The 16,620-nt window shown below is 47.1% G+C and carries 16 protein-coding genes; 8 read left to right on the top strand and 8 right to left on the bottom strand.

Annotation, left to right across the window (positions count from 1 at the left end; all coding sequences use genetic code 11):
• Nucleotide 1: 1 nt before the first annotated feature.
• From BMX05_RS03700 to BMX05_RS03665, 8 genes are read right to left on the bottom strand one after another with little or no spacing between them, the layout of a single operon-like run.
• Nucleotides 2-922, bottom strand: coding sequence for a DUF368 domain-containing protein (locus tag BMX05_RS03700; RefSeq protein ID WP_093308609.1), 921 nt, complete (start codon nucleotides 920-922; stop codon nucleotides 2-4).
• Nucleotides 919-1,608, bottom strand: coding sequence for a protein-L-isoaspartate(D-aspartate) O-methyltransferase (locus tag BMX05_RS03695; RefSeq protein WP_177166775.1), 690 nt, complete (start codon nucleotides 1,606-1,608; stop codon nucleotides 919-921). Before BMX05_RS03695 ends, BMX05_RS03700 begins: the two co-directional genes overlap by 4 nt.
• Entirely contained in the window at nucleotides 1,584-2,333 is a 750-nt protein-coding gene (surE, locus tag BMX05_RS03690; protein ID WP_093308608.1) for a 5'/3'-nucleotidase SurE, read from the bottom strand. The genes BMX05_RS03695 and surE overlap by 25 nt, the downstream gene beginning before the upstream one ends.
• 41 nt (nucleotides 2,334-2,374) lie before the next feature.
• Complete coding sequence (gene truD / locus BMX05_RS03685; RefSeq protein WP_093308607.1) at nucleotides 2,375-3,466, bottom strand: tRNA pseudouridine(13) synthase TruD; 1,092 nt, start codon at nucleotides 3,464-3,466, stop codon at nucleotides 2,375-2,377.
• Between the two features lie 19 nt (nucleotides 3,467-3,485).
• Nucleotides 3,486-3,962: a 2-C-methyl-D-erythritol 2,4-cyclodiphosphate synthase gene (gene ispF / locus BMX05_RS03680; protein WP_093308606.1), complete on the bottom strand. Its 477-nt coding sequence runs from the start codon at nucleotides 3,960-3,962 to the stop codon at nucleotides 3,486-3,488.
• The gene (gene ispD / locus BMX05_RS03675; protein WP_093308605.1) at nucleotides 3,962-4,705 is read right to left on the bottom strand and encodes a 2-C-methyl-D-erythritol 4-phosphate cytidylyltransferase; all 744 of its coding nucleotides are present in this window, start codon (nucleotides 4,703-4,705) and stop codon (nucleotides 3,962-3,964) included. The genes ispF and ispD overlap by 1 nt, the downstream gene beginning before the upstream one ends.
• A gap of 12 nt (nucleotides 4,706-4,717) precedes the next feature.
• Nucleotides 4,718-5,023 carry a cell division protein FtsB gene (gene ftsB, locus BMX05_RS03670; protein ID WP_093308604.1) on the bottom strand — a complete coding sequence of 102 codons (306 nt, stop codon included), beginning with the start codon at nucleotides 5,021-5,023 and terminating at the stop codon, nucleotides 4,718-4,720.
• Between the two features lie 14 nt (nucleotides 5,024-5,037).
• Nucleotides 5,038-7,617 carry a penicillin-binding protein 1A gene (locus BMX05_RS03665; RefSeq protein ID WP_093308603.1) on the bottom strand — a complete coding sequence of 860 codons (2,580 nt, stop codon included), beginning with the start codon at nucleotides 7,615-7,617 and terminating at the stop codon, nucleotides 5,038-5,040.
• A gap of 365 nt (nucleotides 7,618-7,982) precedes the next feature.
• Between BMX05_RS03665 and BMX05_RS03660 the strand changes: the two genes are divergently transcribed.
• From BMX05_RS03660 to BMX05_RS03625, 8 genes are read left to right on the top strand one after another with little or no spacing between them, the layout of a single operon-like run.
• Nucleotides 7,983-9,047, top strand: a complete 1,065-nt coding sequence (locus tag BMX05_RS03660; protein ID WP_093308602.1) for a pilus assembly protein PilM — start codon at nucleotides 7,983-7,985, stop codon at nucleotides 9,045-9,047.
• Entirely contained in the window at nucleotides 9,047-9,607 is a 561-nt protein-coding gene (locus BMX05_RS03655) for a PilN domain-containing protein (protein WP_093308601.1), read from the top strand. The genes BMX05_RS03660 and BMX05_RS03655 overlap by 1 nt, the downstream gene beginning before the upstream one ends.
• A gap of 15 nt (nucleotides 9,608-9,622) precedes the next feature.
• Nucleotides 9,623-10,225, top strand: a complete 603-nt coding sequence (gene pilO, locus BMX05_RS03650) for a type IV pilus inner membrane component PilO (protein WP_093308600.1) — start codon at nucleotides 9,623-9,625, stop codon at nucleotides 10,223-10,225.
• A 15-nt stretch (nucleotides 10,226-10,240) separates the two neighbouring features.
• Nucleotides 10,241-10,813, top strand: coding sequence for a pilus assembly protein PilP (locus tag BMX05_RS03645; RefSeq protein ID WP_177166774.1), 573 nt, complete (start codon nucleotides 10,241-10,243; stop codon nucleotides 10,811-10,813).
• A 10-nt stretch (nucleotides 10,814-10,823) separates the two neighbouring features.
• Nucleotides 10,824-12,953, top strand: coding sequence for a type IV pilus secretin PilQ (gene pilQ, locus BMX05_RS03640; protein WP_177166773.1), 2,130 nt, complete (start codon nucleotides 10,824-10,826; stop codon nucleotides 12,951-12,953).
• On the top strand, nucleotides 12,953-13,519 hold the full coding sequence (gene aroK, locus BMX05_RS03635; RefSeq protein WP_093308597.1) for a shikimate kinase AroK: 567 nt from the start codon (nucleotides 12,953-12,955) through the stop codon (nucleotides 13,517-13,519). Before pilQ ends, aroK begins: the two co-directional genes overlap by 1 nt.
• A gap of 38 nt (nucleotides 13,520-13,557) precedes the next feature.
• The gene (aroB, locus tag BMX05_RS03630) at nucleotides 13,558-14,667 is read left to right on the top strand and encodes a 3-dehydroquinate synthase (protein ID WP_093308596.1); all 1,110 of its coding nucleotides are present in this window, start codon (nucleotides 13,558-13,560) and stop codon (nucleotides 14,665-14,667) included.
• Nucleotides 14,668-14,702: 35 nt separating this feature from the next.
• Nucleotides 14,703-16,349, top strand: coding sequence for an AAA family ATPase (locus BMX05_RS03625; protein ID WP_093308595.1), 1,647 nt, complete (start codon nucleotides 14,703-14,705; stop codon nucleotides 16,347-16,349).
• The last annotated feature ends 271 nt before the right edge of the window (nucleotides 16,350-16,620 follow it).

Raw genomic sequence — 16,620 nt, 5'->3', positions numbered from 1 at the left:
TTTAACGTTTTTTTGGCTGACTGACTTGTTCCAAAATGAGCACCATCAATAAGCCTGTCCCCATCAGTAAAGAGACCGCCACTAAGGCAGAAGCTTCCCCGGTAATTTGCGCATAATCCCAAGGTAAAATATTGCTTTGAATTAAGGGGACAACTTTGCCAGAGGCCGTTAATTGATATTGTAGCAAATGTTTCCAAGGCCAAATTTGTGGTAAAGACCCGATAATAAAACCTAACATCAAAGCTAAAGTCGCTTGCCGGTGATGCTGAAACAACCAACCAAGTAGATGAGAAAAACTCAACATACCCAGCACACAACCGCTCACAAAACTCGCTACCGCAAGCACATCAAAGGTTTTCACTGCCTGCATTACATGGGCATACATGCCCATCATGAGCAATAAGAAACTTCCAGAAACCCCAGGCAAAAGCATGGCACAGATCGCCACACTGCCTGCGATTAGAAAAATCAGTGGGCTAGGTTCACTAATATGAGGCAGCAACTCAGCTAAGCTAGATGCGAAGACTATGCCCAACACAGCAAATAAAAGCGCACGAAAATTCCAGCCTTGTACCCGTCGACTCACAAGTAAAATTGAGCCCAAAATTAAGCCAAAGAAAAACCCATTGAGTAATAATGGGTGAGCTTCTAACAGCCAAGTCACTAGATGAGCCAAGGCTAATAAGCTGGTGAGAATCCCCGCAAATAAAGTCACCAAAAAGCGGCCATTTACCGCCGCCCACAAATAAGACCAACCTTGATGGTAAGCTTGCCGAAAAGTCGCTGGGCGTAAGGCGCGTAAAGAGGCTAATAAAAGCTCATAAATACCTGTGATAAAGGCAATGGTCCCACCAGAAACACCAGGCACGGCATCCGCCGCGCCCATCGCTAAACCACGAGCGTAAATACCCAAAGGATTCAAGAGGCAACTACTCCTTGCAACAAAGGTACAAAACGTACAGGTTCAATTTCTTCATGAAGAATTTGATCCTGATCACGGGTAAGACGGTACAAGCTTTGCTGATGTTCATTTCCTAAGGGAATTAACATCACCCCGCCTTCAGGATGCAACTGTTTTAATAAAGCATCTGGCGGGTACTCAGGTGCGGCGGTGACTAGGATCGCATCAAAGGGTGCTTGCTGCGGCCAACCAGCAAAGCCATCTCCTAAACGCAAATGGGTTTGCTGTAAACCCAAGGCTTGTAAACGTGCTTGCGCACGCGTATGTAAAGGCGTCAGGCGCTCGATACTTAAGACTTGATCAATCAAACAAGACAAAACATAAGTCTGGTAACCCGAACCTGTACCAACTTCCAATACTTTGCGCGGTTGATGTGCTAAGACCAATTCCGTCATCCGAGCTACGGTATAAGGCTGGGATAAGGTTTGCCCGAATCCTAAAGGCAAGGCCGTATCCTCATAAGCACGATGTGCGAGCGCTTCATCAACAAATAAATGCCGTGGTACCTTGGCCATGACCTCTAAAACTTGAGGATGGCTAATCCCCATCGCTTGTAAACGCTTGACCATACGGTTGCGCGTACGTTGTGAGGTCATGCCTATACCAGACATTAAAGGATCATTTAGAGGGTGCAAGAATTTAACCATAGCGCTACCTGATCAAGGGACGGGTAACGGGTCATATCCATCTGTAATGGGGTGACAGAAACATACCCAGCAGCGATAGCAGCAAAGTCCGTACCCTGACCAGCATCTGCATGCGCGCCCACAGCCGCAATCCAATAGCGTGTCTGCCCTCGAGGATCTTGTACCTCAATAGGCGCACCGGAAGGATGCCGATGTCCAAGACGCGTCACTTGGATACCACGAACGGCCTCTAAAGGCACATCAGGCACATTAATATTTAACAAAGTGCGCTCAGGTAACTGGAGTTTATGCGCTTGCTTGAGTAAGCGTACGACCCAGGTTGCCGCAGTTTCAAAATGGGTTCGTCCAGCTAAAGACACCGCCCAGGCAGGACGTCCAAGAAAGCGCCCTTCCATCGCTGCTGCAACTGTGCCTGAATAGAGTACATCATCCCCTAAATTCGCACCCTGATTAATTCCTGAGATTACCTGATCAGGAATAGGCCCAAAACGCCCCGAAACCCCCAAATTAACGCAGTCCGTCGGTGTCCCGTTGACACTATAAGTGTGTGCTTCCACTTGGCGTGCGTGTAGCGGGCGATCTAAAGATAACGCATTGCTGGCACCACTGCGGTCTCGATCAGGTGCCATCACAGTGACAGAAGTGGCCAAGGGAGCCAATGCCTGAGTTAAGGTCTGCAAGCCCTGTGCATACACACCATCATCGTTTGAAAGTAGTAGATGCATGTTTTCATTCCTCTTGCTAGATCATCACTCAGTTCAATATGTTATTTTTCTGCGTGGATACCCGCTTGCTGATGCAAGTGTTGGTCTTCAATTGCAGCAAGATGCTGTAATAATACAGTCACAAAGCTGCCACGTGGTAGGCTTACCGTCAGTTTTGCTCGCTCCTCATCCAGCCAATGCCATTGCAAATTTTGTGGATAGACACGCGTTGCACGTTGTTCTAAATGCAGCCCTTGTTGTGCTAACCAAGTGCACCAAGGTGCATAGTGCTGCAAAAAGTCTGCTTCCTGTGCGGCAAGCGGGCTTTTGGGTAAGGCCCCCCACAAAGGGGCGCAAGGGTGTAACTGGCCTTGAGTAATACGAGCCTGAATATCCGCAATGTCCTGCGTTTGCGCACGGAACTGGCTATGACCTTGCCCCACTTGATAGGTAAGTTCAGCCTGTGCTTGTAACCAAGTGCCCGCCCGGATTTGCTGATCCAAATACGCATTAAATAACCAAGCGCGCATAGCAGATAAATAGAAACCTTTTTGTTGACGTTTGGGCGCGCGTCTTTGTTGTAAACGCCAAGCCTCGGCTTGCAGCAGGTTATGTGCTTGATGACCAAAGCGTTGATAGCCAAAATAATTGGCCATACCTTCTGCTTGTATTTGTTGCAAGTTGGCTTGTATCTGGGCACGCGCTTGATCGTCTAAACCAACTAACTTTAATTCCAGCTGGAAGTGATTGCCTAAATGCACGCCGCGCTTGAGCTTACGTGCATGTCGCACCATCTTGAGGATCTGAATTCCAGGCGGCCATGCAAAATGTGCGAGCACTTCTTCTGGTTGATGCTGGGGACACCACACAGAAAACCATTGGCAACTGAGAGAATGCCGATCTTTTAAACCGGCATACCCCACATCACGCGCACGCACACCAGCCGCTTGAGCGATTTGTTCCGCAACCCAAGGGGTATTTTGCTCGCATTTTTGTACCCATAACCACAAGTGCTCACCTTGGCCTTCAGGGGTAAAGCCTAAAAACTCTTGTAGTTGAAAATCTTGTGCCTGTTGGCGAAATTGAATCAGCGCCTGAGCCGGTGTGCAAGGTAATTGATATTGGTTTGCTTGCGCAAAGGAGGTATCCGACACAACAAAGGTCTCTTAAAAATTAGCCCGCAGGCAGTAATAAAGCCACGGCATAAGCAGCAATGCCTTCTCCGCGTCCAGTAAAACCCAGCTTTTCTGTGGTGGTTGCCTTAACGTTGACTGCATTCGTCGCTAGGTGTAAATCCTCAGCAATACAGGCGCACATTGCCGGAATATACGCTGCTAACTTAGGCGCTTGCGCCACAATCGTGAGATCCACATTGGCAATCTGCCAATCGCAAGTCAGCAAGTGTGCATACACCTGACGCAATAAAATACGGCTATCAATACCTGCATATTGAGGATCTGTATCTGGGAAGTGACGCCCTATATCTCCTAAACCTGCGGCCCCCAAAAGGGCATCACATAAAGCATGCAAAGCCACATCGCCATCAGAATGGGCTTTAAACCCTTGCTGATAAGGAATTTTCACTCCTGCAAGGGTGAGATGATCCCCTTGGGTAAAGGCATGGACATCAAAACCATGGCCAATTCGCATTACTCGCTTTCCTGTTGTGCACGCAGAATATAGGCCGCTAGGGCTAAGTCTTCTGCTTGGGTGATTTTGAGATTATCATGCGCCCCTGCATATAAATAGACAGGATGACCTGCCGCTTCCATGGCACTTGCCTCATCGGTCACTTGCATGCCCGCAGCGAAGGCGGCCTGCATACTGGTGTATAACGGCTGATAACGAAAGACTTGTGGTGTGTATGCATGCCAAAGTTGCTCACGAGCCACGGTCGTCATCACTTTTGCATCCTGTGTATGTGTGCGTTTCATGGTATCGCGGACAGGTGCACCCAATAAAGCCCCTGAGGTAAAAGCCCCTTGCTGAGGGTCATTAATAAAAGCATACAGGCCCATAAGGTCTTGCTGACGTACACAAGGGCGCGCCACATCATGTACTAAGACCCAATCTTGTGCAGCAGCACGACCTTGTAAGGCTTGTAACAAGCACATCACAGAATCACAACGCGCCTTTCCTCCAATGACAGCTTGTAGCTGGCCACTGGCGGTTAAGTCCGCATACTGGGGTGCAAGCTGTGGCCAATAAGTATCTTGTGGATGTAAAGCCAGCAAGATAGGTGCTTCCACAAAAGTGGTGTGCAAACGCGCCAGAGTTTGCTCAAGGACGGTACGCCCAAGCAAAGGTAAATACTGTTTGGGACGATCCGCCTGCATGCGTTGCCCAATTCCAGCCGCTGGGATTAAAATCCACAATTTTGCATCCGTATTCACAGGCTTAACTCGCTAATGCAGCAAAGGGTTACGGGGTTCTTTGGGTTCTGGTGTCGCCAGTAGCAAGAAAATCTCATCTTTTTTTACCATGCCTAACTCACTACGGGCGCGTTCCTCAATGGCATCTAGTCCTTGCTTTAAATCACCAACTTCAGCCGCAAGGCGCTGATTGCGCTGTGCTAGTTGTGCATTTTCTTGGGTTTGCTCCTGCAAACGGACCTGTAAGGCTTGATACTCTAAAATCCCATTTTCACCAAGCCACAGGCTATATTGCAGCCATGCAAGCAAAGACACCAAGACCGCAACCAAAAGAGGCATAGGTTCACACTCCGTTAAAACAAACTTTCTGGTACAGGTACCAAGCCACCACCGGTTGACATCCCAGTAGCAGCCGCATTCGGTTGCCATGCCGGCACCCGACCGGGACGAAAGACCTCTAGCAGGGTATTTTCGCTTTCTGCGCGTGCTCTTAATCCTGAGTTCGCATCAATGCGTATACGCACTAAATCCGCAGGAGCTTCTAACTCTGCAGGGGGCATTTGTGCCAACGCAAAACGCATAAAATCCATCCAAATCGGTAAGGCTAACTGAGCACCATATTCCGCCGTACTCGTATTTTGATCAAAACCAGTCCATACGGTGACCACTTTTTCCGTGTTAAATCCGGAAAACCAAGCATCTCTTTGATCATTGGTAGTCCCTGTTTTACCCGCAAGGTCGCGACGTTCTAATTCGAGTGCGCGGCGGCCTGTCCCACGACGAATCACATCTTGCAAAATAGAATGCATAATGTAAGCCGTATATTCATCAAGGACACGCTCTGCCACGGGATAGATTTGGCCTTTCACCTTGATATGTGTGTGTTCTACCGTGCAAGCACGGCAAACATGCTTGGGCTGCGCTTGGAAAATCACTTCACCTTGCGCATTTTGAATTCGTTCAATGAAATAAGGGGCAACCGCATAGCCACCATTGGCTAACACGGCATAAGCAGAGGCCATTTGCAAGGGTGTGACATTGGCACTTCCAAGCGCTAAAGATAAATTGGCAGGGAGTTTATTGGTTTCAAAACCAAACTTTTGCAAATAATCCAAAGCAGGGCCTATGCCGACATAATCTAGTACACGGATGGAGATTAAGTTGCGCGATTTGTATAAGCCCTCACGCAGACGCGTCGGACCATAAAATTTACCGCTCGAATTTTGTGGCCGCCAAACATCTTCTAATTGCACATCTTGCAACACAAAAGGTGCATCATTAATCAAAGTCGCTGCTGTATAGCCTTTAGCTAAAGCTGCACTATAAATAAAAGGTTTAAAAATCGAGCCGGCTTGTCGCTCAGCTTGCGTGGCACGATTAAACTTACTGTGATAAAAATCAAAGCCGCCCATCAAGGCTTCAATCGCACCTGTATTGGGATTGATGGCGACTAAAGCGCCTTGAATACTTGGAATTTGTGCTAACTGCCAACGGAAGGCAGGGGCTTGTGGATCGTCTTTCGCTTCTTGAGGTTGTTTCCACAAACGAATCATGTCACCGACCTTGAGCAACTGATGCGCGTCTTTGGGTGTCCCCTCATGCCAACGCGGACTGCGATAACGTCCTGCCCACTTCATTGCATCCCAATCAAGCGTTACAAGCTCCCCAGAAGCAATTAACACTTGGGCACTTTTTTCTTCCACTTGGGTCACAATCGCTGGAATTAAGCCGCCATAATTGAGGGTTTGATCAAGCACTTTCAGCCAGTGAGAAACATCCTGACCCAAGCTTTGCTGGAGCACACGCGCCCGCGGATCTTGTAAAGCAGCTTCTAAACTCCCTTGTGCATCCTGACCTAATCCCCGAGTGGCTTTTAATTCGGCCATCGCTTCTGCATCCAACTTATCTTCTATCTGCAAAGATGCGGGAATCTCTTCTTGTTCGACACCACGCCAGCCATGACGCCTATCATAAGCAATCAGGCCATCGACCATCGCATGCTGTGCCCAAGCTTGTTGTTGACTATCAATGCTGGTGTAGATAGACAAGCCTTTGGTATAGGCTTCTTTTCCCCAGCGTTCAACGGCATAAGTGCGTGCCATTTCCGCAATATAAGGCGCTTCTAACTCTGGTTTAGGGGAATGATAACGAGCACTGACAGGCTGGCGCACTGCATGGCTATAACGTGGCGCATCAATAAAGCCTAAATCCAGCATACGCGATAAAATCCAGTTACGCCGGATCAAAGCACGTTTAGGATTGGTTAAAGGGTTATAAGCAGAAGGTGCCTTAGGCAAGCCTGCAATCATGGCAAGTTGCGCTAGGTTCAACTCTGCCAAGGGTTTACCATAGTAAACTTCTGCGGCAGCTGCGATTCCGTAAGATCTATGCCCTAGATAAATTTTATTGACATACAGCTCCATGATTTGCTGCTTAGTCAACAAACGCTCCATTTGCAATGAGAGAAGAATCTCACGGATCTTACGGGTAAAAGTACGATCCAAAGTCAGCAAATAGTTACGTGCTACCTGCATACTAATAGTAGAACCACCAGATTGAATATGACCTGTGGTTCCTAATTGTACCGCTGCGCGAGCTAGCGCCTTAGGATCTATACCAGGATGTTGGAAAAAATTGGCATCTTCTGCTGCTAAGATGGCCTTGATATAGTCAGGGGGAATTTGCTGAAATTGAATCGGCTTACGTCTTTGCTCACCAAATTCTGCAATTAATTTATGGTCTCGGCTGTAGACACGCAAAGGAACTTCAAGCTGTTCTGCAAGGAGCTGGTCTAAATCTCTGAGTTTAGCAACCTCTTCTTGCAAACCTGGCCAATAATATAAAGCGACGGCTAAAACTAGGCAGCTGCCCCCAGCCAGTGCAGCAAGAAACCCAAGTCCTAACAGATGAAAGAAAGTACGCATTATTTTCATGGCTTAATCAGCTCGATATCACTCGCGGTAAAGGAAGAAATCTTAACACCTAGATGCTCGACTAGGGCAGGTATTATACGCAAGCTCTTTGGCTTATGTCGCCCTTCGATGTTTTTGGGGGTGTCAGTTATTTTCAGCCTTTTGTCAGAGGAAACCGGCACAATAAGCCCAATTTACACCTTTAAGAACATTGGACACTTAGTGTCTTTTTGTAACATTTTAATGCATTTATGTTATTATTGGCGGTAAAGTTTAGGCTTTGCTCACGGAAACAGCCTGAAGATCGTCAAGCTCAGTGGCCCAAGGTCGATAACTTGGGGCAATCTATCTGCTTTAAGGCGTATATTCACTAGGGAGAACTTTGCTTGTTTAGTTTTTTACATAAGCGTTCACCTAATATTTTAGGGCTGGATATTACTTCCTCGGCCGTTAAATTATTGGAACTTGGACGTGACGGTCAGCGTTTTCGTGTGGAAAGCTATGGGGTGTATCCCTTACCGCCGGATGCAGTGAATGAACGTCGCATTGATGATATTGATGGCGTGGTTAAAGCCATTAGCAAAGTTTTAGAACGTGCCCGTCCGGCAACACGCCAAGTGGCCGTTGCTGTGCCAGGCACTTCAGTGATTACCAAAACGCTGACACTGCGCGCCCATATGAGCGATGACGAAGTCGAGAACCAAATCATGGTCGAGGCGGATCAGTATATTCCCTTCGCCTTGGACGAGGTGGCTATGGATTTCGATCGTGTACGTCACCTACAAGAAGACAATAAAGAAGAAATTTTACTGGTGGCTTGCCGCCGTGATACCACCCAACGCCTAGATGAGGTGCTTGTTGCTGCCGGTTTAGTTCCCACCATTATTGATGTAGAAACCTATGCGGTGGAACGCGCCTTTGCCTTAATCCGCCACCAACTTGCTTTGGAAACAGACGAAGAGGAAATGGTTGCCATTGTCGATATTGGCGCCAGTGTGACAACTTTAAGTGTGATGCTTAACGGCGAAGTTTTATATAGCCGAGACCAGATGTTTGGTGGTAAGCAGCTCACAGATGAGATTCAAAACCGCTATGGTATCACGCGTGAAGAAGCTGGCTTGGCTAAAAAGCGAGGCGCCTTGCCAGATGACTATGAAAGCGAAATTTTACAACCTTTCCGCGAAGCGGTAGCACAACAAATCCATCGTTCTTTGCAGCTATTCTTTTCTTCTAGCCAGTATAATGACGTGGATTATATTGTCCTTGCCGGCGGCTCTGCGATGGTCAAGGGTTTGGTAAACGAAGTGCAAGACTACATAGGCACCCCGACCTTAATTGCCAACCCTTTTGCGGCTATGTCTTTAGGGAGCAAGGTCAATGCCAATGCCCTATCTAGTGATGCACCTGCTTTATTAATCGCCTGTGGTTTAGCGTTAAGGAGTTTTGACTAATGGCCAAAATTAACCTTAGACCTTGGCGCGATGAGCTAAGAGCACGACAACAACAAACCTTTGTGTCTTTATGCATTGCCACCGCTTTAGGTGCTGCTTTGGCCATCGGCGGACAAATGTGGCGTATGCAAGGCTATATAGAGTTACAGCAACAAAAAAATCAACTCATTCAAACAAGAACAGCAGAACTCGATAAAGAAATTAAAGAAATTAAAGAACTACGCAAAAGACGTGAGGAGCTCATCTCGCGCGTGCGTGTGATTCGTGAACTACAAAATAACCGCCCTGCCATCGTACGTATTTTTGATGAGATGGCGCGTGCCATTCCGAACAACTTGCATCTTGTAGATCTGGAACGCAAAAGTACCCGCTTACAAATTTCTGGTATTGCCGCTTCTAACAAGCAAGTTTCTGAATTTATGCGTAATATGGACCAATCCGAATGGTTTAAAGAGCCTGCATTACTGAAGGTACAACAAGGTAAGGGCAAAGCTGTGGGTAATTTTTTCGAGTTACGCGTGCAACAAGAATTTCCTAAACGCAAGCGCAAATCAGGCTAAGTAAGAGGATGCACTGTGAAAAAAACCCTAGATAGCCTAAAACGCGTTGAACTTAGCGAGCTAGATATTCACACCGCAGGCACTTGGCCTTGGCCTTTACAAGCTTCAGTGTTTGTTGTCATTGCTGTGCTCCTTTGGCTGGCGGCGGATGCGCTTGTATTGCAAAGTATGCAAGAAGATTTACAGCGTCTTGAGCGTCAAGAACGTGAGCTAAAAGCCCTGTATCAAAAACGGGCTTTCCAAGCCACTAACTTAGATAAACACCAAGAGCAAATGAAACAAATTGAAGCGGCTTTCGAAGCCTTATTACTTCAGTTACCCGGTGAAACCGAAGTCCCTGGTTTGCTCGAAGATATTAGTCAAAAAGCTTTAGAAAATAATTTAGTGATAGAATCGGTTAGCTTGCGGCCCGAAGCCAAAAAAGAATTTTACGCAGAATTACCTTTTGAGATTCGCGTACGGGGTCCTTATCACAATATAGGGGCTTTTATCAGTGGCATCAGCGGCTTACCACGTATTGTGACTCTGCATGATTTTACCTTAAAGCCGGTGAAAGAAGGGGATTCGCGTTTAGCCCTGAGCGTCTTAGCCAAAACCTACCGCTATACAGACAAATAAATGAGGAATTTAGGGGTGAGCTTGCGTTTGACTAACTCTGATTTTATCAGCCGTTGCGGGCTGTCTATGCTGCTCATCACGAGTTTAAGCGGATGCGCTAATCAAGATGAACTAACTAAGCTAGAACGAGAACTCGACCAAATTCGTCAACAACCGCGCGGACGTATTGAACCTCTACCTGAGTTTACTCAATATCAAGCTTTCACTTATGAAGCGGGCAAGTACCGTAGTCCTTTCGAGCCTGATGTGCCTGTTGAGGTACAAGAAACGCCTCCAGAAACCAATGTGCGTCCCGATCCCACAAGGATTCGTGAGACCTTAGAAGCTTTTGCTTTGCATGATTTAACCTTTGTGGGCACTTTGGAAATGATCGAACAAAAACGCGTCTGGGCGCTCTTTCGTGATCCTCAAGGCAGCGTGCACCAAGTCACCTTAAATAACTATATTGGTCAAGATCACGGACGCATTTTATATATTAGTGCCAATCAGGTGGACTTGGTGGAAATTGTTTCCAATGGTCAGGGCGGTTGGATTGAAAGAACCCGCTCAATTCAACTTAACGAGGGAACACCTAATGACACTAACTAGGCGTCTTTGTATGTTTTCTAAGATAAGCTTGGTGCGCTGGATGCTCATTGTGGGCCTGGTTTTTACAACTTATCAGGCACACGCAAGCCAACTTAAACAAGTCCGCTTTATTTCCTTACCGGGCAATCAATTAGAGGTCCGCTTGGAGTTTGACCAAGGCTTACCTAGCTATAGCGATTATTTGATCAAAGACCCTGCACGGATTGTCTTAGATTTACAAGGGACCGATAATCAACTCGATAGCCGTTATTTTGAGCTTGGCCTCATGACAGTCCGCAGCATTAGCGTATTAGAGGCGCAAAATACGACACGTTTAGTTTTTAAACTCAATCAAAGCCAAGATTATCGCTTGCGTGCTACTGGGCAAATGTTGGTGATCACCATTGGTGAGCCTGAAGCACTCGCGGCTACTGACAAAGCGCCTAAGCCTGCCCCACCCGCGGCTAAACCCGCAGCGAGCACCTTAGTGGATACTTCCCAGCAGGCCGTGACAAGCACTCCGCCTACCGCGCCGACACAAAGTGTTCCAGAGGTCACGCATGTCGCATTTCAACGCGGGGAAAAAGGACAAGCGCAAGTCAAAATTAATCTAAGTGATCCCAAAGTGCGCTTGGATGTAGCCCGTGTTGGTAAAGATATTAGTGTCCATTTACCAGATCTACACCTACCACAACACCTACAAAAACGCCTTGATGTACTGGATTTTGCCACCTCGGTGCAATATGTCGATATTCGCCAAATTGGTAACGATGTGCTGATTCAGCTGCGTAATCAAGGAGATTTTAGTTACCTCGCCTACCAAACAGACACTCAGTTAACCATTGATGTACATACACTCACCCGTGAAGAATCTGATGCTGAACGACGCGCCCTCTTTCCTTATACTGGTGAGAAAATTAATCTGAGCTTCCAAAATGTTGATGTGCGTTCAATCTTGCAACTGTTGGCAGAAAACGCAGAGAAAAACTTAGTGGTAAGCGATAGTGTGGAAGGCGATATCACCTTGCAACTGAGGGAAGTCCCTTGGGATCAGGCTTTAGATATTGTGCTACGCACCAAAGGGCTTGATAAGCGCGATGTTGGCAATGTGCTGATGATTATGCAGTTGGGTGAGTTGGCCGAAATGGAACAAAAAGTGGTTAAGGCCAACAAGCAATCCAATGAACTGGCGCCTTTAATCACTGAGTATTTACAAATCCGCTATGCGAAAGCCAAAGAAATTGTCGATTTACTCAATGAAGGTAAAGGCTCAGATGGTGCTTCTGGCTTATTAACCGGGCGCGGTTTTGCGATTGTCGATCAACGCACAAATACCCTCATTATTCGTGATACCGCAGAGAAACTTAGCGAAGTACGGCAACTTTTATCCAGACTGGATATGCCTGTACGTCAAGTACAAATTGATGCACGTTTAGTGATTGCTCGTACCAATGTCAACAAAGAGCTCGGGGTACGCTGGGGCGCAAGCAATATCGGCAAAAACGTTTCCTATACGCCTTTAAACCCAGATGGTACCCAAGCAGATGATCCTGTCTTTGTGGTCGATGGTGCCAATATTGGGATGGGGCCTGTGTCTATTGATAGTTTTACCAATAGCTTTACTTTCGGCTATTTAGGTAAAAATATTCTGTTAGATTTAGAGCTTTCTGCGATTGAATCCGATGGTCGTGGTGAGATTATCTCACAACCTAAAGTGATTACCGCAGACCAGAAAAAAGCTATTATCAAAGCCGGCAAACAAATTCCCTATGAAGAAGCCACCGCAAGTGGGGCCACCAATATCGAGTTTAAAGATGCCGTCCTGTCTCTGGAAGTCACCCCACAAATTACCCCAGATGACCGCATTATTATGGATTTAAAAATCACCCAAGACTCAGTGGCAGAAATTTTGCCCAATGGTAGCCCTGCGATTGATACTAACAGCGTAGAAACCCAAGTGCTTGTCGGCAATGGGGAAACCGTGGTTTTAGGGGGAGTATTTAAATCCGAACTCGTCAATAAACTCTATAAAACGCCCTTCCTAGGAGATCTACCTGTGGTTGGAAATCTTTTCCGTAGTTCCTCTGATCAGCATGAAAAGGTAGAATTACTCATCTTCATTACCCCTAAACTCATCGACGATACCTTGGCAGTCTATTAATGCAGACACCCACCAACATTTTTTTAATCGGCCCTATGGGGGCCGGCAAAAGCACGATAGGTAAGGGATTAGCCCGTGAATTAGGGTATCCCTTCTTTGATTCAGACCGAGAAATTGAAGCCCGCTGTGGTGCGGATATTCCGTGGATTTTTGATGTGGAAGGGGAAGCCGGCTTTCGGCGTCGCGAACAGCAAATCATTGACGAATTAACCCTCAATCAAGGTATAGTACTGGCCACAGGCGGTGGCGCTGTCACGCAAGAAAGCAACTGCAAGCATCTTGCACAACGTGGTTATGTCATTTACCTAATGACAACAGTAGAAGAGCAATTAGCACGTACCGCCCGAGATCGCCAACGACCTTTATTGCAAACCCCTGATCCAGAAGCTAAGTTGCGCGAACTCTTTGAGCAACGTGATCCTTTATACCGCCAGCTTGCGGATTTAATCGTACGTACCGATCGACGCCCACCCCGCTATGTTATTCAGGAAATTCAGCATCAGCTCACTCAAGCCGGCCACCTTCAGGCCCAACCAGAGATAGATGACGTATTGGGCGACGACTAAAAGGAACTTGCCTGCTTGATGCCTTACGGAGACTTTATATGCATACACTTGAAGTGGATTTAGGCCACCGCAGCTATCCTATACATATTGCGCCCCATCTATTAACCCGTGCAGATTTACTCGCACCGCATCTGCAAACACGTCAAGTGATGCTTGTTAGTAACACCTTGGTTGCGCCTTTATATCTGGCACCACTGAAAGCCACTTTAACTTCTTTAGGCCACCAAGTAGAAACCTGTATTTTACCGGATGGGGAAGTTTACAAAACGCTAGACTCAGTGAACCAGATCTTTGATGCACTGCTAGAACATCGCTTTAATCGTACCTGCACCCTAATCGCTTTAGGTGGTGGTGTGATTGGGGATATGGTGGGTTTTGCTGCAGCTTGCTATCAAAGGGGCGTCAATTTTATTCAGATTCCAACCACGCTACTGTCTCAAGTCGATTCTTCCGTAGGCGGCAAAACCGGTGTCAACCACCCCTTGGGTAAAAACATGATAGGGGCCTTTTGGCAGCCTCAACTTGTACTTGCAGATACCCAAGTTCTAACGAGTTTACCAGCACGCGAACTCTCAGCCGGCTTAGCAGAAATCATCAAATATGCCTTACTCGGGGATGCAGATTTTATTACTTGGCTTGAAAAGCACCTCCCAGAACTTTGCGCCTATCACAGTGAACGCCTTGGGGAGGCTGTCTTAAGATCCTGCCAAGCAAAAGCCCAAATTGTCGCCGCCGATGAGCGCGAACAAGGCGTACGTGCTTTATTAAACTTAGGCCATACTTTCGGACACGCTATTGAAACCCATATGGGGTATGGCCAATGGTTACATGGTGAAGCCGTAGCTGTCGGCATGTATTTAGCGGCACGTATGTCTTGTGCCCTAGGCTGGTTAACGCAAGCCCAAGTAGCACGCGTACAAGCTTTATTACAAGCGGCCCAACTACCGTATTTGCCCCCTGCGCAAATGCAAGTACAGGATTTTCTCACCCATATGGCGGTGGATAAAAAAGTACTCGATGGCCGTCTAAGGTTGATCTTGTTACAAGATTTGGGGCAAGCTGTGATTACACAGGACTTTCCGATTAGCGTCTTACATGACACCTTGAACCAAGTGCACCTAGAGGCTCAACAACAAGCATGCATGTAAGAAGCTTATTTCTGATCAAGGTGGATATGTAAGCTATGCGCCACACTAGCGATAATAAGCACGAACCCATGGTATCCGAAGCTCAGGGCGTTGGCTCCGCTTATGAGATGCTCAAAGCACTAGATGGACAAGAAGACACTTCCTTATTTGCTACCAAACAATACAGCAAATACCTAGATCTGCTTGCTCACCTTAGCCGTTATAGCAACCTCATGTTGGTCGTGACCGGAGCACAAGGCAGCGGTAAAACCACCTTACAAACGCGTTTGTTGGAGGGGTTTGATCAAAGTATCCAAGCTCATGCTTTAGATGCTGCTCATATGCCAAGCGCCGCGCAACTTTTAGCGAACTTGGGTAAACATTTGCACTTACCTTTAAGCGCTAAGGCGGATGTCCTTGAGTATGTCGAACAAATCAAATCTCACTGTCAGCACTTACAAGATATGGGCTCCAACTGCCTGATTATCTTAGATAATGCCCACGAGCTGCGCCATGATGCGTTAAATTTACTGCTTGAATTAGCCGTGGTTGAAGACGATAGCCAACGCCCGCATTTGCTCATGTTTGCGCGTCCTGAATTAATGAGGTTACTCACTTCACCGGCGAATCTCACGCGTTATGAAGCCGTTGGCCATCATTTAGAGCTTTTACCTTTAACAGAGTCAGAAGCGCGTGTTTATTTACAGCAAAGATGTCGTGCTGCTGGGTTAACCAGCTTACCACTGAACGAAACCCAATTTGATCACCTGTTTCGCCAATCTTCTGGTAACCCTTTACGTCTTAACCAATTGCTACTGGAATTTTTGCGTAAACAAAGACCACAAGCTGCAGTGGATGAAATCCCCGCAGAACCAGACTTACAAGCACAAGCCGCCAGCCTAGCTGCTTCTATGGGAGCGGCAAAAGCACAAGCGGCGCCCAAGGCCGCGCCTAGTATGAAAGCAGATAAAAAACCTGCCCCGAAAAAAGCGGCACCTAAGAAAAAATCCAACCGCCCGATTCCTTTTTGGCATATTGGCGCTGTTGTTTTAGTGGCTCTGGTCGTGATTGCTTTGTTTATGTTCCGTGATGATTTGGACACAGGTAAAAATCTTGAACTGGAACTCGCAATTAAACCACCAAGCCGCCCCTTAGAGGTCGTCGATCCTATACGTTCAGAGCCTGACCTAGATAACGAACAGGATTTCAATGATATTCCGCGTCCTAGTTCCTCTTTATCACAGCCTGAGCTCAATTTGCCTCCTGAGCCCAAACCTGTGATTTTGGAGCAACCTGAGCCACCGCCTGCGCCTAAACCTGCACCCAAGCCTGAACCTCAGCCTGTGGTAGCACCGCCCAAGCCCGCACCAACACCTGCAGCGACCAATACTAGCACCAACAATGATTACAAGCGTGAGCAGGCTTTATTACAGGCGCCTAAAAACCATTACACCTTACAAATGCTGGGTACACAGGACGAGCAAGGCGCGATTCGTTTTATTCAGTCACAAGCCGATAAAAGCGAATTGAGTTACTTTGAAGGGCGCTATAACGGTAAACCTTGGTTTGTGGTAGTCTATGGCAACTATGACAGTCGAGACGCCGCAGTGAAAGCGATAGAAGCCCTATCTGCAGACCTGCAAAGCCGCAAGCCTTGGGCACGCAGTTTTGCCAGTGTGCATAAAGATATTCAAAGTAGATAAGCCTAGGTGCAGCTTCGGCAAGCACCAAAAGCACCTCTGCTGCATGGGTTCGTACATCCATCACACGCGGACTTGTGCAAAATCAGCTTCACTTGGGCCGACATGGGATTAAGTGCAGCGAGTGGAAAAAGCGTGTGCATTTCACACGCTTAGGCCACAAGCCTAGGTTTTTTTGCTAAGGCAGAAAAGACGCCACTCAAATTTTCTCTTCTCTATTTTAATCAGACGTTTAAGCCGTCATCGCTTAAGCGTTAGTGGCCTTTGAGCGCCT

This window comes from Allopseudospirillum japonicum (assembly GCF_900108915.1).
GTDB lineage: Bacteria > Pseudomonadota > Gammaproteobacteria > Pseudomonadales > Halomonadaceae > Pseudospirillum > Pseudospirillum japonicum.
Note: the sequence above shows the minus strand (reverse complement) of the source record. Positions and strands in the feature narration are given on the sequence as shown.